The 24,581-nt window shown below is 70.5% G+C and carries 21 protein-coding genes and 1 pseudogene; 8 read left to right on the top strand and 14 right to left on the bottom strand.

Annotated features, from left to right (window positions below; genetic code table 11):
- The 4 genes from H5J26_RS11040 to H5J26_RS11055 form a co-directional block, all read left to right on the top strand.
- A partial coding sequence (locus H5J26_RS11040; RefSeq protein ID WP_181765609.1) for a glycosyltransferase occupies window positions 1-528 on the top strand: 528 nt, incomplete at its 5' end.
- Window positions 521-2,011 carry a hypothetical protein gene (locus tag H5J26_RS11045; RefSeq protein ID WP_181765610.1) on the top strand — a complete coding sequence of 497 codons (1,491 nt, stop codon included), beginning with the start codon at window positions 521-523 and terminating at the stop codon, window positions 2,009-2,011. The genes H5J26_RS11040 and H5J26_RS11045, both read left to right, overlap by 8 nt.
- Complete coding sequence (locus H5J26_RS11050; protein WP_181765611.1) at window positions 1,999-3,510, top strand: fibronectin type III domain-containing protein; 1,512 nt, start codon at window positions 1,999-2,001, stop codon at window positions 3,508-3,510. Before H5J26_RS11045 ends, H5J26_RS11050 begins: the two co-directional genes overlap by 13 nt.
- A gap of 170 nt (window positions 3,511-3,680) precedes the next feature.
- Entirely contained in the window at window positions 3,681-4,991 is a 1,311-nt protein-coding gene (locus tag H5J26_RS11055) for a glycosyl hydrolase family 28-related protein (RefSeq protein ID WP_181765612.1), read from the top strand.
- Between the two features lie 19 nt (window positions 4,992-5,010).
- On the opposite strand, the gene H5J26_RS11060 is transcribed toward H5J26_RS11055, so the two are convergent.
- From H5J26_RS11060 to gmd, 3 genes and pseudogenes are all read right to left on the bottom strand, one after another.
- Window positions 5,011-5,508, bottom strand: a complete 498-nt coding sequence (locus H5J26_RS11060) for a hypothetical protein (RefSeq protein ID WP_181765613.1) — start codon at window positions 5,506-5,508, stop codon at window positions 5,011-5,013.
- Between the two features lie 2 nt (window positions 5,509-5,510).
- Window positions 5,511-7,088: pseudogene (locus tag H5J26_RS11065) on the bottom strand (LamG domain-containing protein); the annotation flags it as partial.
- Window positions 7,089-7,129: 41 nt separating this feature from the next.
- The gene (gene gmd / locus H5J26_RS11070) at window positions 7,130-8,143 is read right to left on the bottom strand and encodes a GDP-mannose 4,6-dehydratase (RefSeq protein WP_181765615.1); all 1,014 of its coding nucleotides are present in this window, start codon (window positions 8,141-8,143) and stop codon (window positions 7,130-7,132) included.
- A gap of 118 nt (window positions 8,144-8,261) precedes the next feature.
- Here gmd and H5J26_RS11075 point away from each other — a divergent pair, with 118 nt between their 5' ends.
- Window positions 8,262-9,287: a GDP-L-fucose synthase family protein gene (locus H5J26_RS11075; RefSeq protein WP_235980618.1), complete on the top strand. Its 1,026-nt coding sequence runs from the start codon at window positions 8,262-8,264 to the stop codon at window positions 9,285-9,287.
- Here H5J26_RS11075 and H5J26_RS11080 read toward each other — a convergent pair.
- Window positions 9,284-10,708, bottom strand: a complete 1,425-nt coding sequence (locus tag H5J26_RS11080; protein ID WP_309237865.1) for a sugar transferase — start codon at window positions 10,706-10,708, stop codon at window positions 9,284-9,286. The two genes, H5J26_RS11075 and H5J26_RS11080, sit on opposite strands and share 4 nt — an antisense overlap.
- Window positions 10,709-11,168: 460 nt before the next feature.
- Here H5J26_RS11080 and H5J26_RS11085 point away from each other — a divergent pair, with 460 nt between their 5' ends.
- Window positions 11,169-11,570: an SH3 domain-containing protein gene (locus tag H5J26_RS11085; protein WP_181765617.1), complete on the top strand. Its 402-nt coding sequence runs from the start codon at window positions 11,169-11,171 to the stop codon at window positions 11,568-11,570.
- Window positions 11,571-11,604: 34 nt separating this feature from the next.
- Here H5J26_RS11085 and H5J26_RS11090 read toward each other — a convergent pair whose 3' ends face one another.
- Both H5J26_RS11090 and map read right to left on the bottom strand, forming a co-directional pair.
- On the bottom strand, window positions 11,605-12,273 hold the full coding sequence (locus tag H5J26_RS11090) for a heme oxygenase (biliverdin-producing) (RefSeq protein ID WP_181765618.1): 669 nt from the start codon (window positions 12,271-12,273) through the stop codon (window positions 11,605-11,607).
- 78 nt (window positions 12,274-12,351) lie between these two features.
- Window positions 12,352-13,209, bottom strand: coding sequence for a type I methionyl aminopeptidase (map, locus tag H5J26_RS11095; protein WP_181765619.1), 858 nt, complete (start codon window positions 13,207-13,209; stop codon window positions 12,352-12,354).
- A gap of 52 nt (window positions 13,210-13,261) precedes the next feature.
- Here map and H5J26_RS11100 point away from each other — a divergent pair, with 52 nt between their 5' ends.
- The gene (locus H5J26_RS11100) at window positions 13,262-13,504 is read left to right on the top strand and encodes a hypothetical protein (RefSeq protein WP_181765620.1); all 243 of its coding nucleotides are present in this window, start codon (window positions 13,262-13,264) and stop codon (window positions 13,502-13,504) included.
- A 42-nt stretch (window positions 13,505-13,546) separates the two neighbouring features.
- Here H5J26_RS11100 and H5J26_RS11105 read toward each other — a convergent pair whose 3' ends face one another.
- The 8 genes from H5J26_RS11105 to H5J26_RS11140 all read right to left on the bottom strand — a co-directional run bounded on the left by H5J26_RS11105 (window position 13,547) and on the right by H5J26_RS11140 (window position 23,253).
- Window positions 13,547-14,851 (bottom strand): MFS transporter, encoded by a 1,305-nt coding sequence (locus H5J26_RS11105; RefSeq protein WP_309237866.1) that lies wholly within the window; start codon window positions 14,849-14,851, stop codon window positions 13,547-13,549.
- A 45-nt stretch (window positions 14,852-14,896) separates the two neighbouring features.
- Window positions 14,897-16,924 carry a DUF2264 domain-containing protein gene (locus H5J26_RS11110; protein ID WP_181765621.1) on the bottom strand — a complete coding sequence of 676 codons (2,028 nt, stop codon included), beginning with the start codon at window positions 16,922-16,924 and terminating at the stop codon, window positions 14,897-14,899.
- Entirely contained in the window at window positions 16,921-17,952 is a 1,032-nt protein-coding gene (locus H5J26_RS11115; protein WP_181765622.1) for a hydroxyacid dehydrogenase, read from the bottom strand. Before H5J26_RS11115 ends, H5J26_RS11110 begins: the two co-directional genes overlap by 4 nt.
- A 33-nt stretch (window positions 17,953-17,985) precedes the next feature.
- Window positions 17,986-18,846, bottom strand: a complete 861-nt coding sequence (locus H5J26_RS11120; protein WP_181765623.1) for a carbohydrate ABC transporter permease — start codon at window positions 18,844-18,846, stop codon at window positions 17,986-17,988.
- Window positions 18,843-19,853 (bottom strand): carbohydrate ABC transporter permease, encoded by a 1,011-nt coding sequence (locus H5J26_RS11125; RefSeq protein WP_181765624.1) that lies wholly within the window; start codon window positions 19,851-19,853, stop codon window positions 18,843-18,845. The genes H5J26_RS11120 and H5J26_RS11125 overlap by 4 nt, the downstream gene beginning before the upstream one ends.
- 97 nt (window positions 19,854-19,950) lie before the next feature.
- A complete protein-coding gene (locus H5J26_RS11130; RefSeq protein WP_309237867.1) occupies window positions 19,951-21,276 on the bottom strand; it encodes a sugar ABC transporter substrate-binding protein in 1,326 nt (441 codons plus the stop codon).
- Between the two features lie 112 nt (window positions 21,277-21,388).
- Complete coding sequence (locus H5J26_RS11135; RefSeq protein ID WP_181765625.1) at window positions 21,389-22,519, bottom strand: substrate-binding domain-containing protein; 1,131 nt, start codon at window positions 22,517-22,519, stop codon at window positions 21,389-21,391.
- A gap of 86 nt (window positions 22,520-22,605) precedes the next feature.
- Entirely contained in the window at window positions 22,606-23,253 is a 648-nt protein-coding gene (locus tag H5J26_RS11140; RefSeq protein ID WP_181765626.1) for a hypothetical protein, read from the bottom strand.
- A gap of 197 nt (window positions 23,254-23,450) precedes the next feature.
- On the opposite strand from H5J26_RS11140, the gene H5J26_RS11145 reads away from it, so the two are divergent.
- Entirely contained in the window at window positions 23,451-24,581 is a 1,131-nt protein-coding gene (locus tag H5J26_RS11145) for a sialidase family protein (protein WP_181765627.1), read from the top strand.

A 24,581-nucleotide genomic window follows, 5' to 3' on the forward strand; every position in this document is an offset into this window, starting at 1 on the left:
GTCCTGTTCCTCGCCCGCCTGCACCCCGTCAAGCGCCCCGAGGCATTCGTCGAGGCCGCGGCGATCGTCGCCGCCCGCCGCCCCGGAACCACCTTCACCCTGCACGGCGCCGACGAGGGCTCGCTGGAGCGCGTCGAAAGGCTCATCGCCGAGTACGGTCTCTCCCGAAGCGTGCGCTACGCCGGAGCCGTCAGCCATTCCGTCGCCCTGCGTCGCATCGCCGAAGCTTCCGTCTACGTGCTGCCAAGCCGCAGCGAGGTCTTCCCGGTCAGCCTCCTGGAAGCCCTCGCGGCCGGTACCCCGACCGTCTGCACCCAGGGGTGCGGCATCGCCGGCGAACTCGCCGCGCGCGGGGCGAGCCTCGTCACCGACGGTTCTCCGCAGGCCCTCGCCGATGCCGTGACGGGCCTGCTGGAGAACCCCGTTCGCGCCCGGGCGATCGCCGACGCGGGGCTGCGCGCGGTGGACGAGCTGTACTCGGCCTCCGCTGTCGCCGACCGGCTGGAGGAGCTGTACCGCGGTGCGTGAGTCCTTCAGGGGCGTGAGCCCGGCGGCCGTCTGCTGCTGGGGGCTGCTCGCCGTCGTCCTGCTGCCCGGAGCCGTGCTGTATTCCGCGGACACCCGGATCGGCCTGGCACTCATGCTCCAGTGCGTGGTCGTCGTGCACACCGGATGCGCTCTGGCCTGGGTGCTCGCCGGGCCCGGCGTACGGCTCATGGCCTTCGGGTTCTGGCTCTTCGGCTACATCTGGCTGGGACTGGCGCCACTGGCCATGCTCGCCACGGACACCTATCCGCTCGGCTTCGTCGTCGGCCAGGACGGCGCGACCACCGCATGCGCCGTCGTGGAGACCGGACTGCTGGCGTACACGGCAGGCGCCACTGCCGCCGGGTACCGCCGGCATCGCCGGTCCGCCGTCCTCGAACCGGTGCTGGCGCGGCGTCTCTCGCCGGTCCGCGTGCTGCTGCTGGCCGTGCTCGCCCTGGCACTCGCCGTCGTGCTCGTCCCCCGGCAGGGCGGGATCGAAGCATTCTTCACCAGCCGCCAGGCCCTCAACGAGACTCCGTCCGGAGGCGGCGGTGACTCCGCGGGCAGGGCGCTGTCCGCGTGGTCGCTGTCCGCGCCCGCGTTCTGGGCGCTGCTCGCCTTGCTGCACGTCCACCGCAGGCACGGGTCCGACCAGCTGCTGCGCGGACTGCGGTGGGCTCTGCTGCCGTTGCTGCTCGCCCTGAACGTCGTCGTCAACAACCCCGTCAGCCAGCCGCGTTTCTGGGCGGGCACGGTCGTGCTGACGTTGCTCTTCAGCGTCCCCGCCCTGCGCCGCCCCCGCGGTTTCCGCGTCGCCGCGGCCCTGCTGGTCACGCTCGTGCTCGTCGTCTTCCCCTACGGCGACCACTTCCGCAACGACGAGCCGGAACGCGTCCAAGTGCTGTCGCTGGCCGAGCAGTTCACCACCAACGGCGACTACGACGCCTACCAGCAGCTGCAGACGGGCGTCAGCCTGCGCCAGCGGACCGGCTTCACGCCGGAGACCGTGATCGGCCCGCCGCTGTTCTTCGTGCCCCGCGCGACCTGGCCGGGCAAGCCGGAGGACACGGGCATCAGGCTGGCCGAGCACGCGGGCTACCGCTTCGACAACCTCTCGGCACCCCTGTGGGTGGAGACCTATCTGTGGGCCGGATTCCCCATGGTCGCCCTGGTGTTCGGGCTCTACGGGGCGCTGGTGCGGCGGATCGACGACGTACGGCAGCGGCTGCGCGACCACCGCGGCAGCCTCGCCGTGCTGCTCGTACCGGCGCTCGCCTTCTTCCAACTCATCCTTCTGCGCGGGTCGCTGATGGCGAGTATGGGGCCTCTCACCCTTTTGATCCTCATTCCGCTGTGCGTGAGTGTTCGGGGTGGATATGGTGTGCGCGAGGGGTCAGGGGGGAGCCCGGCCGTGCCGGTGCCTGTCCCCTCGCGTGAAGTTGCTCGTAGTGCTCATCGCAGGGGGGACGAATGCGACGGCTGAAGGTTCTGGGCTGCCTCGGCGCGGCTCTGGCGCTGTTCGGCACCGTGACGGCGGCGGCTTCGGGGGCGGAGGGCGAGGCGCCCGACACCACGCTCACCGCGGATCCGATGCCCACATGGCAGACCGACGGCATCGTCTGGAGCGTCGCCTACGCCAAGGGCGTGGTGTATGTCGGAGGCGTCTTCAGCAACGTCCGTCCGCCCGGTGCCGAGCCGGGCGAGCAGCAGGTCCCCCGGAAGAACTTCGCGGCCTTCGACGCCGTCAGCGGTGAACTCCTGCCCTGCGCCCCCTCCTTCACCGGAGGCTCGGGTTCGGTGCGGGCGGTCGAGGCCTCCCCGGACGGTGAAGTGCTCTACGCCGGCGGCTCGTTCGGCACCGTGACGCTGGACGGCAAGGCCACGGGCGTGAGCAACACCGCCGCCCTCGACACCGCCGGGTGCAAGCTGCGCAGCGACTTCCGGCCCGGGGTCGCCGCCACGGTCCGGGCGTTGGACTCCACCGCCGACGCCGTCTACCTCGGCGGGGACTTCGGCACGGTGAGCGGGCAGGCCAGGCAGCGCGTCGCCGCCGTCAGCCCGAGCGGCACCCTGCTGCCGTTCAGCGCCACCGTCGACGCGACCGTCCGGGCCGTCACCGCCGCTCCCGACCACGGAAAGGTCGTCATCGGCGGCGACTTCGACACCGTGAACGGCAAGAAGGTCCACGCCCTGGCCTCCCTCGACCCGGGCACCGGGAAGACGAACAAGACCTTCTCCGGCTGGATCGAGCCGAACTCGGTGGTCAAGGCGCTGAACCGGGACGGCGACCGCTTCTACCTCGGAGCCGAGGGCACCGGGCACAAGGTCTTCGACGGCAGGATCGCCGCGTCGCTGGCCACCGGCGCCCGTGAATGGACGGACACCTGCTACGGGGCGACGCAGGCAGTGGTCCCGCACGACGGCATGCTCTACAGCGGCTCGCACGCGCACAACTGCGAGGACACACCGGGCGGTTTCCCCGACATCAACATCCGGCAGCACCTGCTGGCCAACTCCATCGAGGACGGTTCGATCCAGACCTGGTTCCCGCAGACCAACGGCGGGCTCGGCGAGCAACTCGGGCCGCGTGCCATGGTCATGGCCGGCGACATCCTGTGGACGGGCGGCGAGTTCACCACCGTCAACGACAAGCCGCAGCAGGCGCTGACCCGGTTCCCCGCCGCACCGGACACGGGCGCGCCACAGGTGCCGGTGCTCAGCGGCCAGAGCACGGCGAGCGGCAAGGTGCGGCTGGCCTGGAAGGCCGCATGGGACCGCGACGACGGCCTCCTGACGTACCGGATCTACCGTGACGGCACCTACTACAAGTCCGTCCCCGGCCACTCGCGCTACTGGGACCGCCCGCAGATGGGCCTCACGGACACGGTCGAGTCCGGGTCCACGCACCGCTACTCACTCGAGGTCACCGACGGGGACAACGTCTCGGGCCGCAACGGGCCAGTGTCCGTCACGGCGCGCTAGGCCCGGCAAGTCCTGGCCCGCGGGGTCTGGTGCGTGCGATCGCAAGGCCGAGGAGGAGAGCGCAGCGGGCTGCGCCGACGATCGACAACGTAGAGAGCGTGCGTGCCAGACCCCGCGACCCAGGCGGGACTGCGCGGACACGCCCTAGCACGACAGGGGCACACGTACGAATGGCCTTCACCCGCAGGATCTTCCTCACCTCGGGCGGCGCAGCCGCCGCATCAGCTCTGGGGGTCACAGGCTGTACGGCCGGCTCCGGCACCCCGGACGACGCGAAGCCGGGCGCCCGTCGGGCACAGCCGGCGGCCGGCAGCCCGCCGGGCAAGTCCGTCGTCGACGTCGTCGCCGACTTCGGTGCCCGCGGCGACGGACGCACCGACGACAGCGGAGCCTTCGAGAAGGCCTACCGCCACGCCGCGTCGCGAGTCACGGGCGCCATCGGACGTACGGTCGTCGCCGTCCCACCCGGCGCCTATCTGATCCGGCGCCCGCACGCCCTCCTGAACGGCGGCGATCCCGGCCGCAAGGCCAACGGGCTGCGCTTCCAGGGAGCCGGGAAACGGATCACGGAGATCATCTTCCAGCCGGACGCGAAGAGTGCCGCGGACGCCTTCCTCTGCCGCAACGACAACATGTGGGCCAACCTCAAGTTCGAGCAGATGCGCTTCCGTTCGGCGACGCCCGGGGCCTCCTTCTTCAACTCCTACTCCGAAGGGCAGGCGCAGGACTACCGGTTCAGCGAATGCGAGTGGGCAGGCGAGTGGACGTACGGCCTGGCGCTGGACGGCAGCAACACCAACTCCGAGATGCGCTGGGACGCCTGCCGGGTCGGCGGCGCCTACCGCAAGGCGTTCCTCTACTCGGGTGTCTCCCGCCGGTCACGGGACAAGAAGCAGCAGGACCAGTTCCTCAACTACTGGTTCAACGACATGAAGGTCGAGTACGAGTGGGGCAACTTCCTGGAGTTCCCCTACGGCGGCTCCATCACCTGCCGCGGCGGCTCCTACATCGTCACCGGGCGCCGTCCCGGCAAGAGCGCCGACTACGGCACCACCAGCACGTTCTTCCGCTTCCCCCGCGCGGCGCACGCCGACTCCGTCCAGCGCTTCCACGCGGAGGACATCCGCTTCGAGGTGCGTGACCCGCAGGTGCGGATCATCGACTGCGCCTGGGATGAGGGCACCGTGCACTTCAACGACTGCGACGACACCTCGAACGCCTTCAAGAGCTTCTCGTCCGGCGTCTCCGCCCACCGCTACCGCACGGGCGGCAAGGGGCCGTTGATCCGTTACGACTTGTGCAGGCTCGTCGGCCATCACCGGTACGAGACGGGGAAGCGGAGCTCCGGTGCTCCGCCCCTCGCCCGCTACGACATGTGCGCCTTCCGCAGCCACCCCCAGCGCGACTTCGCCCAGATCGTGGGGAGTGGCGCGGGCGGGCGGGCGGCCGAGGTGCGTTTCACGGACTGCACCGGCGGCTGAGCCCGCCCACCCGGGGCCGTCACATCCCCGCTGCCACGAGCAAGTCCCTGTGCTCCGGGCACAGATGGGTGATCGCTGCCTTCGCGCCGGCGATCTCCTTGGACTTGACCGCGTCGATGACGGCCTTGCGGTCCACCTCCTCGGTACGGGCGATGCGCTCGCAGATCTCCTCACCGCCGGCCGCGACGGCCGCCGGATCGATGCCCTTCGGCACCCGGCCCTCCAGGTACCGCTTCTGCTTCTTCGTGAACGAGCCCGTGGCCGGGGTCAGTTCGGCGTCGGGCACCTTCGGCGCGTCCGAAGCCTGAGGCTTGGACTTCCCGGAGGTCCCGGCAGCCTTCGCCTCGCTCTTGCCCTTCCCGGCTCCGGACCCCGTTCCGGGCTGGGCCGACGAGGCAGCCGGCTGCCGGTCCGAGCGCTCCGGCCCGTCGTCTCCCGCCTGGCCTCCGCAGCCCGTCGCCGTCAGCAGCGCCACACAGGCGGCCACCGCGAGAAGGGCTCCACGTGCGTTCCTCATCGCGCCCCCGGAACGGTGACGGTCACCTTCGCCGACAGGCCGCTGGTGTTGGTGCCGTCGCTTGCCGTGATCCGGTAGCTGTTGGTCGACCCGGGCGCGACGGAGGTGTCGGTGAAGGTCAGCTGCGGGCGCCGCCAGGGCATCGACTCACCGGTCGTGGTGTGGATCGGGGTCGCGGAGTTGTTGCGGTAGACGCGGTACGTCAGCTTGCTGTCGTCCAGATCGAGGCTGGAGCGCCACGTCAGCCGTGCGTCGTCCCCGCCCGTGACGGATCCGCTGACCTGGTCGGGCACGTACGGGACACCCGTGTCGGGGCCGTCGGCGAACCGCGTGAGTCCCTGCTGTGCCTTGCCGTTGACGGTGGTGAAGGTGCCGCCCACCCACATGTAGTCGTGGCCGCCGGAGGTGGAGACTGTCATCGCGCGCGGTCCGATCGCCTCGACGAGACCGTCGTTGGTGTCCGGCAGCCAGCCCAGCAGCTTCGGGTTGTCGACCGACTCGGCCAGCAGATGACGCCGCCGGCCGTCGGGGAACTCGCCCATCGAGGAGCAGTCATGGGCGTGCGAGCCGCTGTAGAGGACGGACCGGTAGACGGCGAGGGTCTGCGTGGCGCCGAGACAGGTGTCGCGCCAGCGCTGGTTCAGATCGTCCAGGTCCAGCGCGATCCGGCCGTCGAAGACGCCTCCGCCCGTGCCTTCGTTCCCCGTGTAGAAGCCGGTCGCGTCAGAGGTGATCGCCTTGACGACGGAGGCCTGCTGGATGAATCCGGGGTAGGCGCGCACCAGACCGCCGGTCGTCGAATTCACGACGCCCAGCGCGTGCGAATTGGTGGTGCCGAGCCTGTTGAAGTCGCCGCCCACGGCGACCCGGCCCGATCCGCCCGCGGCGGGCAGCACCTCGACGGCGCGCCCAGGCCTGTCCGCACCCGGGTTCCACGGGAGCAGCGAGGCGTTGGATGTCTGGACCGCTGCGAAGCGTCCGCGTGCCTGACCGCCGATGTTGGTGAAGTCGCCGCCGAAGTAGAGCGTCTGGCCGTCGGCCGAGACGTCGATGGCGTGCACGGGGGCGGGTACGGCAGGCCGGAAGCCCGGCTTGACCGTGCAGGTGTCGATGTCGATCGCGGCGAGCGAGCTGCGGCCGGTGCCGTTGACGGCGCCGAACGACCCGCCCGCGTAAAGGGTTTCGCCGTCAGGTGATACGGCCAGCGCCGCAACCTTGGCCGTGCCCGAGCCGATGGTGAAGTCGAGTTCGCAGTCCGTGGGTGCCCCCGTCGCCGCGTCGAACGCGGCGAAGTTGAGGGCCTGTTGCTGGTTGCTGCCCGCCGGGGATCCGGGCGGGCGGATGGCGGAGAAAGTGCCGCCGGCGAAGACGACGCCGTCGGCCTGGGCCGCCGCCCACACGATGCCGTTCGTCTGCCAGGTCGGCAGCTCGTCCGCCGTCACCGCCACGGGCGGTGTGAGTGCCGTCGCGTCCTGAGCGCCGGTCGTCGTCTGCAATGCGGCCAGCGGCGCGACGACCGCCAGTACCGCACCGACGACTGTCGTCCGCCGCCATCTCCGTGTCCTGCTGGGTCCGTTCATGTGCCCCCCTCATCCGGGTGTTCAGTTCTGGCGTCCGCTCGTCACCGGTCGATGCGTACCGTCGCCCCTGTCAATTCCGCCTCCAGCGCGCTGATGTCCGCCTGCACCATCAGCCGCGCCAGGTCCGGCCAGAGAACGGTCGGCTTCCACCCCAGAACCGTCTCGATCTTGCCCGCGTCACCGATCAGCGCGTCGACCTCGCTGGGACGCTCGTACTTCGCGTCGAACTCGACGTGCTCCCGCCAGTCCCGGCCGACCACCGCGAAGGCCTCGGTCAGGAACGCGCGGACCGTGCCCGCCTCCCCGGTCGCGACGACGTAGTCGTCCGGGGTGTCGTGCTGGAGCATCCGCCACATCGCCTCGACGTACTCGGGGGCGTAACCCCAGTCCCGCACGGCTTCCAGGTTGCCGAGGTAGAGCGTGTCCTGCAGTCCGGCGTGGATGCGGGCGACGGCACGGCTGATCTTCCGCGTCACGAATGTCTCGCCGCGGCGCGGCGATTCGTGGTTGAAGAGGATGCCGTTCACCGCGAACAGGTCGTACGCCTCGCGGTAGTTGACCGTCGCCCAGTAGCCGAACACCTTGGCGCATCCGTACGGGCTGCGCGGGTGGAAGGGCGTGTGCTCGTTCTGCGGGGGCGGTGCCGCGCCGAACATCTCCGAGGACGAGGCCTGGTAGATGCGGGTGTCGATGCCGCTGGCCCGGATCGCCTCCAGAAGCCGCAGTGTGCCCATGCCGGTGACGTCGCCCGTGTAGAGCGGGGAGTCGAAGGAGACGCGGACATGGGACTGGGCACCCAGGTTGTAGACCTCGTCGGGGCGCAGGTCGCGCAGCAGGTTCACCATAGCGACGCCGTCGCTGAGGTCCGCGTGGTGCAGCACGAGAGAGCGGTTCTCCTCGTGGGGGTCCTCGTAGAGGTGATCGATGCGACCGGTGTTGAAGGACGAGGAACGCCGTACCAACCCGTGCACGGTGTAGCCCTTCGAGAGCAGAAGCTCCGTGAGGTACGAGCCGTCCTGCCCGGTGATGCCGGTTATCAGTGCACTCTTACTCACGGGGGTCCCCTGTCGGCCTTGTCATTCGTGATCCCTCTCCTGTCGGGTCCGGTACGGATTCCGGTCCCAAGTGCTGAACGGTGTGGCACAGTTGAGCTTTATGGCTGAAATGATTGAAATGTCGGTGAAGAGTCAGAGACCCTCCGCCTCGCTGCTGCCGCAGTCCGCCCGGGTCTTCGTCGCGGGCCACCGCGGCCTGGTCGGCTCCGCGGTCACACGCCGCCTTCTCGCCGAGGGCCATGAGGTGATCACGCGTGGCCGTGCGGAGCTGGATCTGCGCGACGCCGCAGGCACCGAGAGCTTCCTGCGCGAGAGCGGGCCCGACGCGGTCGTGCTGGCGGCGGCCAAGGTGGGCGGCATCATGGCCAACAGCACCGAGCCGGTGCCGTTTCTGGAGGACAACCTCCGCATCCAGCTGAGCGTGATCGCCGGAGCGCACGCCGCCGGAGTGGGCAGGCTGCTCTTCCTGGGCTCCTCCTGCATCTATCCGAAGCTCGCACCTCAGCCGATCACCGAAGAGGCCCTGCTGACCGGCCCTTTGGAGCCGACCAACGAGCCGTACGCCCTCGCGAAGATCGCCGGGATCACGCAAGTGCAGGCCTACCGGCGGCAGTTCGGCGCGTCGTTCATCTCCGCGATGCCGACCAACCTCTACGGGCCCGGTGACAACTTCGACCTCCGGACCTCCCACGTGCTGCCCGCGCTGGTCCGCCGCTTCCACGAGGCGAAGCGCGACGGCCGTGAGGAGGTGGTGCTGTGGGGCAGCGGAACCCCGAGGCGCGAGTTCCTTCACGTCGACGACCTCGCGCGTGCCTGCGTCCTGCTGCTGCGCGAGTACGACGGCGACTCGCCGGTCAACGTCGGCTGCGGCGAGGACCTGACCATCCGTGAACTCGCCGCGACCGTAAGGGAAGTGGTCGGGTTCGAGGGCGGGGTCGCCTTCGACGCCACCAAGCCCGACGGCACGCCGCGGAAGCTCCTGGACGTCTCCCGCCTGTCCGCTCTGGGCTTCCGCCCCGAGATCGCGCTCGCCGACGGCGTCCGCGACACCTACGCGTGGTGGCTGCGCACGCAGGATGCGTCTTCGGCCGGGTCTTCGTCCCGGCCGGCCCCGTACGGGCATCCGCTCTCCCCGGCTTCCTAGTAGGCGCCGCGGCCGTCGACGACGGCGCGTACGGTCCGGGCGAGCAGGTCCAGGTCGGTGGTGAGCGACCAGTTGTCCGCGTACTGCAGATCCAGTGCCAGGCTCTCGTCCCAGGAGAGCTCCGACCGTCCGCCGACCTGCCAAGGACCGGTGATCCCCGGCTTGACGCACAGCCTCCGTAGCCCCGCGGCGTCGTAGCCGGCCACCTCGTCCGGCAGCGGCGGACGCGGCCCGACCAGCGACATCTCACCGAGCAGCACGTTCAGCAGCTGCGGCAGCTCGTCCAGGGAGGTGCGGCGAAGGAGCCGCCCCACGCGCGTCACCCGGGGGTCGCGGCGGATCTTGAACAGCGGCCCGTCCTGCTCGTTGGCCGAGGTCAGAGATGCCCGCAGCACATCCGCCTCCTGGACCATCGAGCGGAACTTCCACATGGTGAAGGGCGCGCCCCGCAGGCCTATCCGCGTCTGCCGGTACAGCGCGGGGCCCGCCGAGTCGACCCGTACGGCCGCGGCGACCAGAGCGAGCATGGGCGCCAGCAGCACCAGCCCCAGCGCGGCCCCGGCCCGGTCCAGCACGGTCTTCATCGCCTGCTGGGGGCCTCGCCGCACGGGGGCGGCGATGTGCAGCAGGTTCAGCCCGGCGGCGGTCGCCGCACGGACCCGCCGTACGGCCACATCGGTCAGCCCCGAGGCGATGACCAGCGGCAGCTCCGCGTCCTGCGCCGCCCAGGAAAGCCGACGCAACCGGTCCCCGGTGAGCCGGGCGCCGGGGACGACCATCACGAGATCGGCCCGGCAGCGGTGCGCCGCATCGAGGACCGCGGCCCCGTCCTGCCCGGGCTTGTCCGGGACCTCCTCCAGCCTGCCGGCCTCGGGTATCCCGCTGCTGAGCGGCGATTTGCCGACCGGCACCGCCCCGATCACGACATAGGCGTGGTCCGTCCGGGTGGCGAGCTGTTCGACCACTTGGTCGGCAGGGGCCGCCTCACCGATCACCAGCACCCGTCGGACCGCTTGCGCTGCCCGCCTCCGCGCCGTCAGGTCACGGTGCATCAGGGCCCGGTAGACGGCGGTGAGTACGGGCGCGGAGGCTATGGCGGCCAGCGCGTACGCCGGTTCCGGGCTGACACCGCTGACGACCTGAACGACCGCCAGCACACCCGCCAGCGTCAGCCAGTCGTGCAAGGTGGAGAGCATCCCGCGGGACTCGCCCAACAGCCGTTGCGTGTACCGCAGATGGACCGCCCGCACCCCCGGCCAGGCCGCCGCGGCGACCAGTGCGGCGGGCAGCGGATAGGGCTGACCGCTGGTGGTGAAGACGAGCAGGACCGGAAGCCCGGAGCCGAGCGTGTCGACGGCTATCGCCCCCGGTGCGTACCAGCGTGCCTTCTCCCTGAGCCTGTGCTGCCGTGCCTTCGGCACGGGGTGGTGGTGGTCGAACGTCGTACCGACTGATGTGCCCGCAGTTGTGACGGAAGCGGGATCAGGCCGCATGAACCCCCCAGTTACGCGGAACCCCCAGATGAACACGGGCACTTCACTCGTGCGCCGTGCTTACCGACGTGCCGACTTTAGGCGATGGGGCCCGGTTCCATCACCGTTCATCCATATTTTCTGCGAAAGTTCGGACGATGCCGTCCACGGTTGTCTGTCAGAGCGCGTAGTTTCCGCAGCAGAAATCACCGGTTTGAGGGCAATCGAGGCCGAACGCCGTGTCGCACGCGCGAAATCACCGAGACGCGCACATTCCCACATAAAATCGGGCAGAACGTCCCAGTAGTCCCGTGAACCCGGTGTGCGGCTGTCTGCCGAGAGCGCGTCCCTTCGACGTCGCTTCGAGGAGCCCCCACCCGCTCACGGCTTACGGAAAGGAGGCAGCTGCATGGCTGCCACTACTGCTCGTCGTGTACGGATCGCCGCCACGGCTTCCGCCGTCCTCCTGGGCGGTTCGCTCCTCGGGGCGAGCGCCGCCGAGGCGACCGTTGCCGCGCACCCGCACCAGCCCTACGGCATCGTCACCGCCAAGTCGGGGCTGAACGTCCGTCAGTACCCGAGCACGGACTCCTCGGTGAAGTACGTCCTTCCGTTCAAGGCCGAGCGCGGCCTGGACTGCAAGGTCCGTGCCCAGGTCATCGACCACAACCCCTACTGGTACAAGCTGCGCGACAGCAACTACTGGGTGAGCGCCCGCTACGTGCACAACGTGGGCCACGTGAAGCTGTGCAAGGACCGCTACCCCTCGCCGATGACCGAGACGGCGAAGGCCCAGAAGGCCATGGGCTGACGATGCGGGCGCGCCGCTGACCGCCTCGTGCGGGTCAGCGGCCGGCCGGAGCGGGAGCGTCGAGCTCCTCGAAGACGGCCGTGTTCAGCGTGAAGGCGCGCCTGCATTCGCCGACGATCCGTCTCTTCTCCTGATCGTCGGCAGGTACCGCGTCCAGCAGTTCGCGGTACCCCCGCTTGAAGGCGGCGGGGTTCGGGATGTCCTCGAAGACATAGAACCGGACCCCGTCGCCTTTGTGTGTGAAGCCCCAGGTCCGCTCCGCGGTGGAGCGGATGACCTGGCCGCCGGAGAGATCCCCGAGGTACCGGGTGTAGTGATGGGCGACGTAGCCGCCGGGCCAGTCGCGAGCCACCTCCCTGATGCGGTCCGCGTAGGTCGCCGTCGCGACGAGCGGGGTCACCGCCGTGCGCCACGTGGACGTGCCGTGCAGGTGGTCCAGGTCGCGCTCCAGAGAGGGCAGACGGAACAGCTCCCTGCGGACGAACGGCCCCGCGACCGGATCGTCGGCGAGGCCCGCGGCGGCCTCCTCCAGCGCCTGGTAGACGAACCACAGCTGCTCCGTGTAGCGCACGTACGCCGCCTTGCCGAGCCTGCCGCCGAGCATGTCGCTCATGAACGACGCGTTCTCCGCCTCCGTGTGCTGCGCCTTCGAGGCGCCACGGATGAGTGCGGAGAAGGGATGTGCCGGCAGCTGTGAGGTCATGACCTCATTCTTTACCGACAAGGTGTCGGGAAAACGTGGGTGAGCCGTGCAGTGCCCGCAGCCGCCCGGAAACAGGCCTCAGGCGAGGGTGAGGACGTCCGCTCCCTGCTCCGTCACCACAAGTGTGTGCTCGAACTGCGCGGTGCGCATGCGGTCCTTGGTGACGACGGTCCAGCCGTCCTCCCACATGTCCCACTCGTGGGTGCCAAGGGTGAGCATCGGCTCGATGGTGAAGGTCATCCCGGGACGCATCACGGTCGTCGCCCGCTCGTCGTCGTAGTGAGGGACGATCAGGCCGGAGTGGAACGAGGTGTTGATGCCGTGACCTGTGAAGTCACGCACGACCCCGTAGCCGAAGCGCTTGGCGTACGACTCGATGACGCGGCCGATGATGTTGATCTGGCGGCCGGGACGTACGGCCTTGATCGCGCGGTTGAGCGATTCACGCGTGCGCTCCACGAGCAGCTGCGACTCCTCGTCGACGTCACCGCACAGGTAGGTGGCGTTGGTGTCGCCGTGGACGCCGCCGATGAAGGCCGTCACGTCCAGGTTCACGATGTCGCCGTCGCGCAGCATCGTGGAGTCGGGGATGCCGTGGCAGATGACCTCGTTGACCGATGTGCACAGCGACTTCGGAAAGCGCCGGTAGCCCAGCGTCGAGGGATAGGCGCCGTGGTCGCACATGTAGGCGTGCGCGACGTCGTCCAGCTTGTCCGTGGTGACACCCGGCGCGATGTGCCGCGCCGCCTCCGCCATGGCACCTGCGGCGATGCGGCCCGCCGCCCGCATCTTCTCCACGGTCTCCTTGTCCTGCACCTCGGGTCCGGTGTAGGGCGTGGGCGCGTCCTTGCCGACGTACTCGGGGCGCGGGATGGACGCGGGAACGGTGCGGTGCGGGGAGAGTTCACCGGGGGAGAGCAATGACTGGCCAGACATGTGCGCGAGTCTAACTGTGGTACGGAACGGGCTCAGGGGGGAGCATGACCGCATGGCTCTGTTCACGCGCAAGTCGGCCGGCAAACCCGGCGAGTGGTACTACTGCATCCAGCACGGCAAGGTCGAGGAGGGCCCGGAGTGCCCGGCCAAGGACCGCATGGGCCCCTACAGCACAGCGGCTGAGGCCTCCCACGCGATGGAGAAGGCCCAGGAGCGCAACTCCGAGTGGGAGAACGACCCGCGCTGGCACGACTCCTCACGGGGAGAGACCGGCGGCGGCCCGGCGGGCGGCTGACCCCGGCCGCATGCGAAGCGGCGAGAGTGACCGGGCGGACGCCTACCGCGCCTCGGTCACCTCGCCTGCCGGGGGAGAGGCGGCCGAGCGCAGCGTGCGGACACGGTGCGCGTGCGGATCGGTGCGGGCGTCGTAGGACATCAGTTTCGGCAGCGACAGGGCCAGCAGCCCGACCGCCGCCAGGCAGGCGAGGCCGCCCGACCAGACAGAGGTGCGGACCGAGGTCAGGGCGGCCATGCCGCCCGAGCGGACCTGTCCCGCCTGCGGGCCGATGGAGTACGACAGCAGCTCGATGCCGGCCAGCCTGCCGCGCAGCTCGTCGGGGATGGTCTGGTTCCACATCGTCGAGCGGAAGATGCCGCTGACCATGTCGCAGCCGCCCGCGACGGTGAGGAAGAACAGCAGGAGCCACACGTTCGTCATCCAGCCCGCGACCGCCATGGCCGCGCCCCAGCACATCGCCGAGAAGGCCACCGCCCTGCCGTGCCGGTGAACCCGCCCCGTCCAGCCGCCGGTCGCGCTGACCAGCAGGGATCCGAAGGGCAGCGCGGCGTACATCAGCCCCAGCGCCCAGGGCGCGTCCAAGTCGTCGGCGAGGAAGGGGAAGACGGCGATCGGGAAGGCGAACAGCGTCGCCGCGATGTCGACGGCGTAGGTCCCCAGCAGCTCCTTGCGGGACCAGGCGTACCGGGCGCCCTCCAGGATGCCGCGCAGCGACGGCCGGTCCGCGTCGTGCGCGGGCGGTGCGGGACGCAGCCGGTATCCGAGCACCACGGAGAGGGCGAAGGTGGCCGCGTCGACGGCGTAGGCGGCGCGCACCCCGGCGTATGCGAGCAGCAGCCCGGCCAGCGCGGGACCGACGATCGCGCCGAACTGCCAGCGCAGTGCGTTGAGGGCGGCGGCAGCGGGCAGTTGGTCGTGCGGCACGATGCGCGGGACGAGCGCGTCCAGTGCCGGACGCTGGATGCCGGCGAGGGCGCTGGAGAGCGCGGCGGCGAGATACAGCGGCCAGATCAGCGGATGCGGCAGCAGCGAGTTGAGCAGCAGGCACAGGGCGACCAGCCCGAGAGCGGCCTCGCTCCACACGATCAGCTTCCGTCGGTCGACGGCGTCGGCGAGCGCGCCGCCGTACAGCCCGAAGATCACGAGCGGCACCAGCTCGACCGCGCCGAGCGCACCGACGGCGACCGTCGAATTCGTCAGCTCCTTCAGCTGTAGCGGCAGCGCCACGAAGGTGAGGAAGCTGCCGAAGACGGTGACGGCGCCCGCGCACCACATCAGCCGGAAGTCGCGCGAGGATCGCCACGGCGAGAGGTCCGGCAGCAGGTCACGTGGTTTCGGGGGCACGAGCGGCCATGTTCCGGCGTGCCCTCACCCCCGGCAACCGGATTTCTACTGGAGGGTGACCACGACATCGGCCTCGTCGGGCGTGAAGGCGATACGGGTACGGGCGCCGTCCGACGTCCAGCGGACCTCCGCTGACGACTCGTCGGCGGACAGCAGCGCCGCCGCCTCGTGCAGCGGGGGCCGCTCCGTGCCGCCGGTCCCGTCGCTCCGGTCCGTACCGCCGGCCTCGCCGGTGAGCGTGGCCAGGGCGACGAAGAGCGCCGTGCCTGTCGCCTCGCCCGTCAACGAGGGCACCTGCGCCCAGCGGGTGAAGGCCGTGCCCTGCGGAGCTCGCAGCGTGGACGGGCCGGACGCGTCCCAGCCGTGCAGTCCGTGCAGCGCGGTCGTCACCTCTTCGTGTGAGACGGGTGCGTGCGACGAGGACTCGTGCGGCTCGGGTTCCGGGCCCGACGCCCAGCCCGTCAGCCGTACGCGCGCACCCGTGGGTGCTCCCACCACCCGGTGCACGTGCAGTTCGAAGGGGCCGCGCACGAACGTCGCGCTCTGCACCCGCATCCCCGGCACCATCGGGGCGCCGGAGGAGAAGACGGGCGTGTGCCAGGAGGCCGCCCAGCCCCAACTGCCGTCGGGAGCGGCACCCGCGCCCATCGGACGGATGCGCACGCGGGCGCTGGAGACGCTGCCGCCGTGCGGGGCGCGCAGCTCCACGGCGAAGTGGTTGTCGGGGGTGTTGGCGCTCGCGGTCGGGCCGGTCCGGGTGGAGTAGGCCAGGCGCGCGTACAGCGGATCCGAGGCGTCCGCCCTCTCGCCCTCGTGGGGAGGCACGTGATCGCTGCCGTGGTTGTGCAGCCGTACGAGACCGTCGCGGCCCGTCGTCTGGATCAGCAGTCCCGCCGAGGGCAGCGCGACGGCACGGTCGGGGCCCTCGCTGGGCGTCGCCTCCTCCCGGGCGGTCCACAGGGGGTCGTCCTCGGGGATCAGCAGTGGGAGGAGGCCCTTCGACGCCCAGTACGGGGAGGCCGGGCCCGAATAGGTCTGGAGGGTCGCCGCGTGCGGGCCGTGCCAGCCCAGGGAGAGCAGCCCGTCCTGGTTCAGCGCGCCCCGGTCCAGGAAGTAGCGCACCGAGCCGCTCAGCAGCCGCCGGGAGACGCCCGGTGCGAGGGGCGTGTGCCCGGTCAGCGCCCCGAGCGCGACGGCTGCGTTCGCGGCGAAGCGGTAGGTCAGGGACCGTCCGAAGTGCAGCGGTGCGCCGTTGCCGTCGAAGAGCAGGGCGAAGCTTTCGAGGTGCGACCGGAGCCTGGCACCGTGATGTGCCAACTGCGCGGTGTCCTGCGTGAGATGGGCGTGCAGCAGCGGATACAGGTGCAGGGCCCAGCCGTTGTAGTGGTCGAAGGCCCTGCCGTCGCCGTCGCTGTACCAGCCGTCGCCGCGGTACCAGCTCTCCAGAAGCTCCAGTCCGCGCTCGACCGCGAGCCACGTCTCCCGGTCGCCGCGCCCCACGGACTCCAGGAACCCGGCGACGGTCAGCGGGAAGAGGTACCAGTTGTTCGGCGCCGGGACATGGCGCAGCGCTCCCCGCAGCCATGCCTCGGCGCGGTCCTGTACGCCCGGGTCCAGCCGGTCCCACAGCCATGGGCGGGTCAGCCGCAGCCCGAGGGCGACGGATGCGGACTCGACCATCGGCTGGCCGAACACGGTGTGGTCGAGGATCGGCGGCCAGGACTCGGCGTCCTCACGACCCGGGGTGCGGGTGCCGGCGGCCAGCCCCTCGGCGTACTGGTCCATCCAGCCGTGCGGGTCACGCCCGCCGGCGCCGGCGACGCGGAACGCGGCGGCGAGGAAGGTGCGTGCGTAGCCTTCCAGCCCGTCGGAGCGCACCCCCGTCCGGGACGGGCGGCCGGGCAGGTCGAGCATCGCTCCGCGAGGGGTGGCGAACTTCCGGGCAGCGGTGAGGAGTCCGTCGGCGGTGGTCTCCCAGTGCGCACGGGTCCAGCCGGTCCAGGGGCTCAACTCCCTGTCCTCGGGCGGCAGATCGAACGGCGGGGTGACGGCGGTGGGAGCAGCAGCGGTCATGCCAGGAACGCCAGCCTTTCGCGTCGTACGGGGTGGGCGAAGCCCTCGCCGGAGGTCCAGCGGGCGACTTCGGAGACCGTCAGGTCGGCGAGCCGCCGCAGTTCGTTGCCCTGGGACCCGGCGACGTGCGGGGTGATCAGCACGTTCTCGCAGTCCCAGAGCGGGTGTTCGCGCGGCAGCACCTCGGGTTCGGTGACGTCCAGGACCGCGCGGATGCGGCCCGAGAGGACGGCCTCGGTGAGGGCGTCCTGGTCGAGGACAGCGCCGCGTGCGGTGTTGATGAGGGTGGCGTCCGGCCGCAGTGCGGCGAGGAGTCGGCCGTTCACCAGACCGTGCGTCTCGGGGAGCAGGGGGGTGTGGACGCTCACCACGTCGCTCGTGGCGAAGAGTTCGGGCAGCGGCACCGGCCGTACCCCCAGAGCCTTCGCCTCCTCGGCGGTCACGTACGGGTCGTGCAGCAGCACCGTCATGTCGTACGGGCGCAGCAGCTCGATGACCCGGCGCCCGATCAGGGAAGCGCTGAGGATGCCCACCGTGCGCCGGTAGTTGCCCCTTCCGGAGTCGGGGACCAGCCACTCGCCTCTGGCCCGGTCGGAGGCGTAGGCGCGGGCGGATTCGAGGATCCGCTTCCCGGAGAGCAGGATCATCGCGACGGTGTACTCCGCGACGGGAAGCGCGTTGGCCGCGGCGGCGGACGAGACCTCGATGCCGCGGTCCCAGCAGGCGTCGGTCACATGTCCCCGTACGCTGCCGGCCGTGTGCGCGACGGCACGCAGCTTGGGGGCGGCCTCGAGTACGGCGCCGTCGACGGGCGGGCAGCCCCAGCCGGTGATCAGCAGCTCGGTCTCCGCGAGTACCCGGCGTGCCCGGTCGGTGCCGAAGTCGTCCAGCGGGGGCAGGGGCTCGAGGTCGGTGTGCTCGGCGAGCGCGGCGAGGGACGCGGCGTCGAGGACGCTTCCGGCCGCGGCGGCGCTCATGGCGAGCGCGGCGCGAGGACGACGGACGGGACCGTGCTGGGGTTTCGGCATGTCTCTCCTGGGCGAACCGGCCGGTGACTGGTGCTACTTGACGCTGCCCGCTGTGAGGCCCGAGCGCCAGTACCGCTGGAGCAGTACGAAGGCAGCGATCAGCGGCAGGATGGCGAGCAGCGAACCGGTGACCACCACGGGGTAGTACTCGGGCGATACGGAGGCGTTGCTGTTCCAGGCGTACAGCCCGAGGCTGACCGGATAGAGCTCCTGGTCGGAGAGCATCACCATCGGCAGGAAGAAGTTGTTCCAGATGGCCGTCAGCTGGAAGAGGAAGACGGTGACGAACCCCGGCCCCAGCATCCGCAGCGACACGCGCAGATAGGTCTGGAGTTCGCCGGCGCCGTCCATCCGGGACGCCTCCAGCACTTCGTCCGGCACATAGCCCCGGCTGAAGATCCGGCCCAGGTAGACGCCGAACGGGTTGAACAGGACGGGGATGAAGACCGACCAGAAGGTGTTGACCAGTCCGGTCTGCGACGCCATCAGATACAGCGGCAACGCCAGCACCGTCGGCGGCACCATCACCCCGGCCAGCACCAGAGCGAACAGCTTCTCCTTGTGCGCGAAGCGGTACTTGTCGAAGGCGTAGCCGCAGGCGACGCTCAGCAGCGAGCCGATGAACGCCCCGACGACCGCGTACAGCAGGCTGTTGACGTACCAGCGGCCGTAGAGACCGCCGTCCATGGCGAAGAGTTCGGAGAGGTTCCGGACGGGCGAGAAATCGCCCAGGGAGAGCAGGTTGCTGCTGAAGAGGGCGTCCCGCTCCTTCGCCGCAGCGAGCAGCAGCCACAGCACGGGCAGCAGTGTGTAGAGGACGAACAGCGCGACGAGGGCGTTGACGGCTCCGCGGCCGAGCAGCCGGGGACGCATCGCGGCGGGGGTGCTGCTCATCGGTCGTCCTCCTGCGGGGTGCCGGTCCGGTTGCTCCAGCGCGAGACGCCGTAGGAGAGGGCGATGGTCGCGGCGAGCAGGACCACGGAAGCGGCCGCCGCCAGGCCGTAGTTGTTGCGGGTGAATGCCGCGTCGAAGATGTACATGTTCGGGGTGAAGCGGCTGCCGACCATGGGAGTCGACTGGCTCAGCAGCATCGGCTCGGTGAACAGCTGGAGCGCCCCGATGAGCGTGAACATCGCGACCATGACGAGCGACGGGCGGATCAGCGGCACCTTCACGCGCAGCGCCGCCCGCACCGGGCCGGCTCCGTCGATGACCGACGCTTCGATGACTTCGCGGGGCACGGCCTGAAGCGCCGCGTAGAAGATCACCATGTTGTAGCCGAGGTTGCTCCACATCGCGATGTTCACGATCGCGGGCAGCACGGTGTGCAGACCGAGGAGGTCGACGGTGATGTCGGCCTTGCCGAGGATGTCGACGACGGGGCTCAGGCCCGGCGTGTAGAGGTAGAGCCAGATGACGGCGGCGATGATTCCGGGCACGGCGTGCGGAAGGAACAGGCCGAGCTGGGCCGTTCGGCGCAGCCGCACCGCACCGGAGTCCAGGATCAGTGCGAGGGCGAGCGCAGCCACGACCAGCAGCGGGATGTAGATGACGAGATAGAGCGCCGTCACGCCCAGTCCGGCCAGGAACGTGGGGTCGGAGAGCACGGCCTGATAGCTGCGCAGCCCCACGAACACCGTACGTTCGGGCCCGAAGCCGAGCCCGGGCTGATCGTCGCTGAAGAAGCTGAGCTGGACGGCACCGAAGACGGGGATCACGAAGACCGTCAGCAGGAGGACGAAGAACGGCGCCATCAGCACGCCGCAGGCGCCCAGTTCGCGGCTGCGTGCGGCGGAACGGGTGCCGGGCTTGCCGGGTAGGGCGCCGCGCCGTCCCGGCCGTAGGCCGTCGGCAGTGCCGGCGCGTGCGGGGTGTGTTGCTGCGGAGGTGGTCGTGCTCATCGGGCTCACCTGCCTCTCTGCTGGTCAGCGGGTACGTGGGTCGGGTGCAGGGGACGTGCGCCGGGGCCGGCGGTGCCGCGCCGTGTCCCCTGTCCTGTCAGTTGCGGGACTCGGTGGTGCGCAGGCCGAGGGCTTCGAGGTCGGGCATGGTCGCGCGCTGCCCCTCGCGCAGCGCCTCCAGCAGCGAGCCGCTGCCCGCGCTCGCCCGTGCGGACCCGTCCTGAACGGTCTTGAGTGTCGCGGTCATCCGGGGCCCCCACATCCAGGGGCCGGAGATCAGCTCGGCCTCCCTGCGGAAGGTCCTGTAGATGTCCTGTCCGCCGAAGAAGCTGGTGTCCATCGCCTTCCGTGCGGTCGGCAGGAGTCCCGGCGCGGCCGGGTACTGGCTGCTGAGACCGCTGGAGAGACGGGCACGCAGCGCGTCGGGGCTGGTGACCTGCCATTCGATGAAGTCCATGGCCGCCTTCGGGTTCCTGCTGTCCTTGGTGACGGCGAAGGTGGAGCCGCCGAGGGTGCCGACCCGCGGCTTGTCCGGGTCCCACTGGGGCATCGGTGCGACGGCCCACTTGCCCTTCTGCTCCGGGTAGGAGGACATCAGGGCCCCTGCGTCCCATGCGCCGGTCAGCTTGGCGAGGACCTCGCCGTTGCCGAGCTGAGCGTCTCCCTGCTGGCTCTCGCCCGGATTGGCGAACACCAGGTCCCGGTCGATCAGCCGCTGCCAGTACGTCATGACCTTGCGGGTGGGCGCGTCCGTCAGGGACACGTGCCAGGCCCCGCCCCTCGTGTCGAACCAGCGCGCTCCGGCCTGCCAGCTGAGAGCGGCCAGGTGAGGGCCGCCGTCGGTGGGGAGGTTGACGATGCGGGAGTGGGGCCGTTCCTTCTTGACGGTGCGGGCGGCGTCCTCGAACTCGCCCCAGGTGCGCGGCGGTTGAACACCTGCGGCCTTGAAGAGGTCCTTGCGGTAGATCAGGACCATCGGTTCGACGTCGAGCGGGACGCTGAAGACGCGGTTCTCGAACGTCGTCAGGGAGAAGGCCTGCGGGAGGAGCTTCTCCCTGAGCCTCTTACCGACCATCGGGCTGATGTCGCGGGCGACACCGTCGATGGCGAATTCCGGAAGCTGGGGGTATTCGATGGTGGCCACGTCGGGTGCGTTGCCGGCGCGTGCGGCGTTGCTGAGTTTCGCGTAGCCGCCCTGTGCGCCGGAGGGCACCTGCTGGAAGTCGACGTGGATGTCGTCGTGCGTCTTGTTGTAGGCGTCGACCACCTCCTGACTGCCGCGCAGGGCCGACCAGAAGGTGATGTGCACCGGCCCGCGGCCGGCGTCTGCTTCCGCGCTGCCTCCCGTGCAGGCGCTCGCACACAGCACCGGCAGTACGGCGGCTGCGGCGAGCAGGGGACGAGGGATTCGAGGACGGCGCACGGTGCCTCCCACGGGGCGAGGGGAATCACCGGCATCCTGATCGCCGTCTGTGAAAGGGTCAATGGATCGATCAGAAGAAAGTTCAAACGGTCAAACGATCGCATGGGAGCGGCTATTGGGAGGCCCGCGCCGTCGAACCGCGAACCTTCAGGTCGGGAAGCAGTTCCATCCTGCGCACCGCTTCCGGGCGGGCGCCGGGCGGGTGTGCGAGACGCCGCAGCAGCAACTCGGCGGCAGCGCGCCCGATTTCCTCCTTCGGCGGGGCCACGGCCGACAACGGCGTGCTCCCCAGGGCCGCCACCACGTCGTCGTACGCGATCACCGAGCAGTCGCGCGGCACTTGAAGCCCCGCGTCCTGCAACTGCTGCACCAGCATCAGCGCATCGACGTCACCGTGCAGGATCGCAGCCGTCGCGCGGCGCTCACGGAGAACCGCTGCCAGATCCAGTGGCGGGGTGGAGGACTCCGGTGCCGCCGGCTCGGGCACGGCACCCGGGGAGCTGAGGACGACCACCCAGTCGTCGATCCCTTCGTGCTCAGTGGCGATCTGCGCGAAAGCCGACCGCAGCGTCCGGGCCGTCGGGCTGTCGTCCCGGGCTGCGAGCACGATCCTGCGGTGGCCGAGCGCCGTGAGGTGTTCCAGCGCGAGATGGACGCCGTACCAGTGGTCGGAGCGTACGGAGTCCATGGCGTGCAGCGAACTCCCGGGCGAGGGGCGCCGTTCCATCAGCACGGTCGGCACGTCCAGCCCGGCGAGCCAGTCGTAGTCGTCGCGCTCCGCGGCGGCGCTGCGCCAGCGTGGAGCGATCAACAGCCCCCGCACACCGCTCTCCAGAGCCCGCAGCGACATGGCATGTTCCGACGCGGGTGCGTGCGGGGCGATGTGCATCGCCAAGCGCATCCCGGCCGCCTCCACCACGGCGCGGGCTCCGTGCACCGCTTCGAAGAGGTACGAATGGCGCTCGGGGACGACCAGACCGACGGCGTCACCGTCCTGCGGGGATGAAGCGCCGGTCAGCGCCCCGGTGCCGGTCAGGCCGTCGTCCGCCGCGAGCGGCGCCGTCGAGCGCGCGACGCCGTGTCCCCGTCGCAACTCGCCGCCCCGCGCCAGCTCTTCGACGTCGCGCCGCACGGTGACGACGGAGACCTCCAGCTCGGCGGCGAGGTCGGTCACCCGTGCCGTTCCGCGCGAGCGTACGGCGTCGAGTATCCGCTGGCGTCTGCGCTCCACCGGCTCCCGCATGCGAGCCCCTTGTCATTTCCGTGCATGTTCGTTCGATCGTTTCGGCAGCAGCATAGCGATCGTCGAACAGAACGAGGGAGGGCCGGTCACCAGCGGGAGGGCGGGGGCGCGGAGAGTTGGTCGGCGATGCGCGAGAGGCGGTCGCGGAAGGGCCTGCGCCTGGTGCCGGCCGAGGGCAGACCGGGTGCGCCGCCGGGTCCGCCGCGGCCGGGGAAGCTCTCCCCGGCCGCCGCGCTGACCAGGTGCTGGACGGTGTCGAGGTCGACTTCGGCCGCGTCCGCGCTCAGGGCGTCGTGTGCGATCCCGTGCAGCTCGCTCAGGTCTCCGGCGTCGCCGTCGTCGAGAGCCAGCACGGTCGCTCCCGCCCGCCGCGCGTCCTGCACCCGCTCCAGCAGTTCGGCGCCGGGCTCCTCCGCCGTCACGACGAGCACGGTCTCCCTGCGCCCCGCCGCCTCGATCCTGCCCAGCCCGGCGGACAGGTGCGCCGGCGCCGAGGGCGGTACGCGGTGCCGTACGAGCGTCGGTGACAGCTCGGGCAGCCCGGACCAGGCGGCCTCGTCGTCCAGGTGCGCGGCAAGGTGCCACGGCTCGTACGACTCGCTCCCCACCAGCAGCAGCCCACCCCTGCGTGCGCCGACAGACGCGCGCAGGGAGCCTGCGAACCGACGGGTGGACTGCACCCATTCGGTCCCGGCGAGCACTTCCCTCAGATGTGCGACGCGTACGGCATCCATGGCCCGGCATGATGCCGCAACAGCCGTGGCGGGGCGGGCGATTCGGCTGTGGTCACTCGTACGGATGTGACGCGGCGGACCCGAAGGGGGGAAGCGGGAAAGCGTTCATCTCCCGTTTCCTTGACGCTCCGTCGCGGTCTGATTACTTTCAGTTCCGTCGAAGTGACGTCCCGTGCCCGGAAGTTGGGAGCACACCCATGCCGTACGAGACCTCTGTCCCCTTCCGAGCGGGGAGCGAGGGCTACTCCAGCTTCCGCATCCCGGCCTGTGTGCTCGCCCCCGACGGTGCCCTTCTCGCGTTCGCCGAGGGGCGCGTCAACTCCTCGGGAGATGCAGGGGACATCGACATCGTCTCGCGGAGATCGGCCGACGGCGGGCTGAGCTGGGAGGAGATGAAGGTCGTCGCCACCTTCGGATCCGGCACCGCCGGCAACCCCTCGCCCGTGGTGATTCCGGCACCTGCGGGCGACCCCCGCACCACCGGGTGCATCGCCCTCGTGTTCGTCACCAACGGTGCCGAGGCGACGGAGTCGCGCATCCGGCGTGGCGAGGTCGGTGCGGCCGACGCACGACGCGTGTGGGTGCAGCGCAGCGAGGACGCCGGGGCGAGCTGGTCCGCACCGGTGGAGATCACGGAGACGGCGAAGCTGCCGCACTGGCGCTGGTATGCGACAACTCCCGGCCACGCCCTGCTTCTTGAGCAGGGTCCGTACGCGGGCCGCATCGTCGTGCCGGCCAACCACTCGATCCCGCCGACGGGGGAGGACGTGGGCACCGAGGGCCGCTACAACGGCGGTCACGACCTGCTCAGCGACGACGGCGGGGTGACGTGGAGCATCGGCTACGTCGACGACAACCCCGACGGCCAGGTCAACGTCAACGAGACCACGGCGGCCGAACTCCCCGACGGACGCGTCTACTTCAACACCCGCACCGAGGCCGTCGCTCCCGAGCACCGCGCCGACGCCCACTCCGCAGACGGCGGTGAGACACTCCTCGCGCCCTTCCGGCCGCAACCCGCACTGACCGCCCCCGTGGTGGAGGCGAGCGTGCTTCAGCTGCGCGACCCCGACGTACTCCTCTTCTCCGCACCCGCGGATCCCGAGGAGCGGCGGAGGATGACCGTTCGGGCCAGCCTCGACGGCGGTGCGAACTGGCTGCCGGTGCACACCGTCGACGACCTCCCGGCCGCGTACTCGGATCTGGTCCGCGTCGACGACGGCACGCTCGGGCTGCTGTACGAGACGGGGGAGACGAGCCCGTACTCGACGATCACCTTCCGCCGGATCGCGGTGCGGGAGCTGCTGGAGGCCGCTGCCCGCACGTGA

It is taken from the genome of Streptomyces albidus (ex Kaewkla and Franco 2022) (assembly GCF_013870515.1).
GTDB classification, from domain to species: domain Bacteria; phylum Actinomycetota; class Actinomycetes; order Streptomycetales; family Streptomycetaceae; genus Streptomyces; species Streptomyces albidus.

What these genes read in the sequence shown, in the direction of transcription:
- H5J26_RS11140 (WP_181765626.1), bottom strand. Translation starts at nt 23,253, where the DNA reads ATGGATGCCGTACGCGTCGCACATCTGAGGGAAGTGCTCGCCGGGACC.
- H5J26_RS11050 (WP_181765611.1), top strand. Translation starts at nt 1,999, where the DNA reads ATGCGACGGCTGAAGGTTCTGGGCTGCCTCGGCGCGGCTCTGGCGCTG.
- map (WP_181765619.1), bottom strand. Translation starts at nt 13,209, where the DNA reads ATGTCTGGCCAGTCATTGCTCTCCCCCGGTGAACTCTCCCCGCACCGC.
- H5J26_RS11060 (WP_181765613.1), bottom strand. Translation starts at nt 5,508, where the DNA reads ATGAGGAACGCACGTGGAGCCCTTCTCGCGGTGGCCGCCTGTGTGGCG.
- H5J26_RS11145 (WP_181765627.1), top strand. Translation starts at nt 23,451, where the DNA reads ATGCCGTACGAGACCTCTGTCCCCTTCCGAGCGGGGAGCGAGGGCTAC.
- H5J26_RS11055 (WP_181765612.1), top strand. Translation starts at nt 3,681, where the DNA reads ATGGCCTTCACCCGCAGGATCTTCCTCACCTCGGGCGGCGCAGCCGCC.
- H5J26_RS11115 (WP_181765622.1), bottom strand. Translation starts at nt 17,952, where the DNA reads ATGCCGAAACCCCAGCACGGTCCCGTCCGTCGTCCTCGCGCCGCGCTC.
- H5J26_RS11085 (WP_181765617.1), top strand. Translation starts at nt 11,169, where the DNA reads ATGGCTGCCACTACTGCTCGTCGTGTACGGATCGCCGCCACGGCTTCC.
- H5J26_RS11120 (WP_181765623.1), bottom strand. Translation starts at nt 18,846, where the DNA reads ATGAGCAGCACCCCCGCCGCGATGCGTCCCCGGCTGCTCGGCCGCGGA.
- H5J26_RS11090 (WP_181765618.1), bottom strand. Translation starts at nt 12,273, where the DNA reads ATGACCTCACAGCTGCCGGCACATCCCTTCTCCGCACTCATCCGTGGC.
- H5J26_RS11100 (WP_181765620.1), top strand. Translation starts at nt 13,262, where the DNA reads ATGGCTCTGTTCACGCGCAAGTCGGCCGGCAAACCCGGCGAGTGGTAC.
- H5J26_RS11125 (WP_181765624.1), bottom strand. Translation starts at nt 19,853, where the DNA reads ATGAGCACGACCACCTCCGCAGCAACACACCCCGCACGCGCCGGCACT.
- H5J26_RS11110 (WP_181765621.1), bottom strand. Translation starts at nt 16,924, where the DNA reads ATGACCGCTGCTGCTCCCACCGCCGTCACCCCGCCGTTCGATCTGCCG.
- H5J26_RS11075 (WP_235980618.1), top strand. Translation starts at nt 8,262, where the DNA reads ATGTCGGTGAAGAGTCAGAGACCCTCCGCCTCGCTGCTGCCGCAGTCC.
- H5J26_RS11135 (WP_181765625.1), bottom strand. Translation starts at nt 22,519, where the DNA reads ATGCGGGAGCCGGTGGAGCGCAGACGCCAGCGGATACTCGACGCCGTA.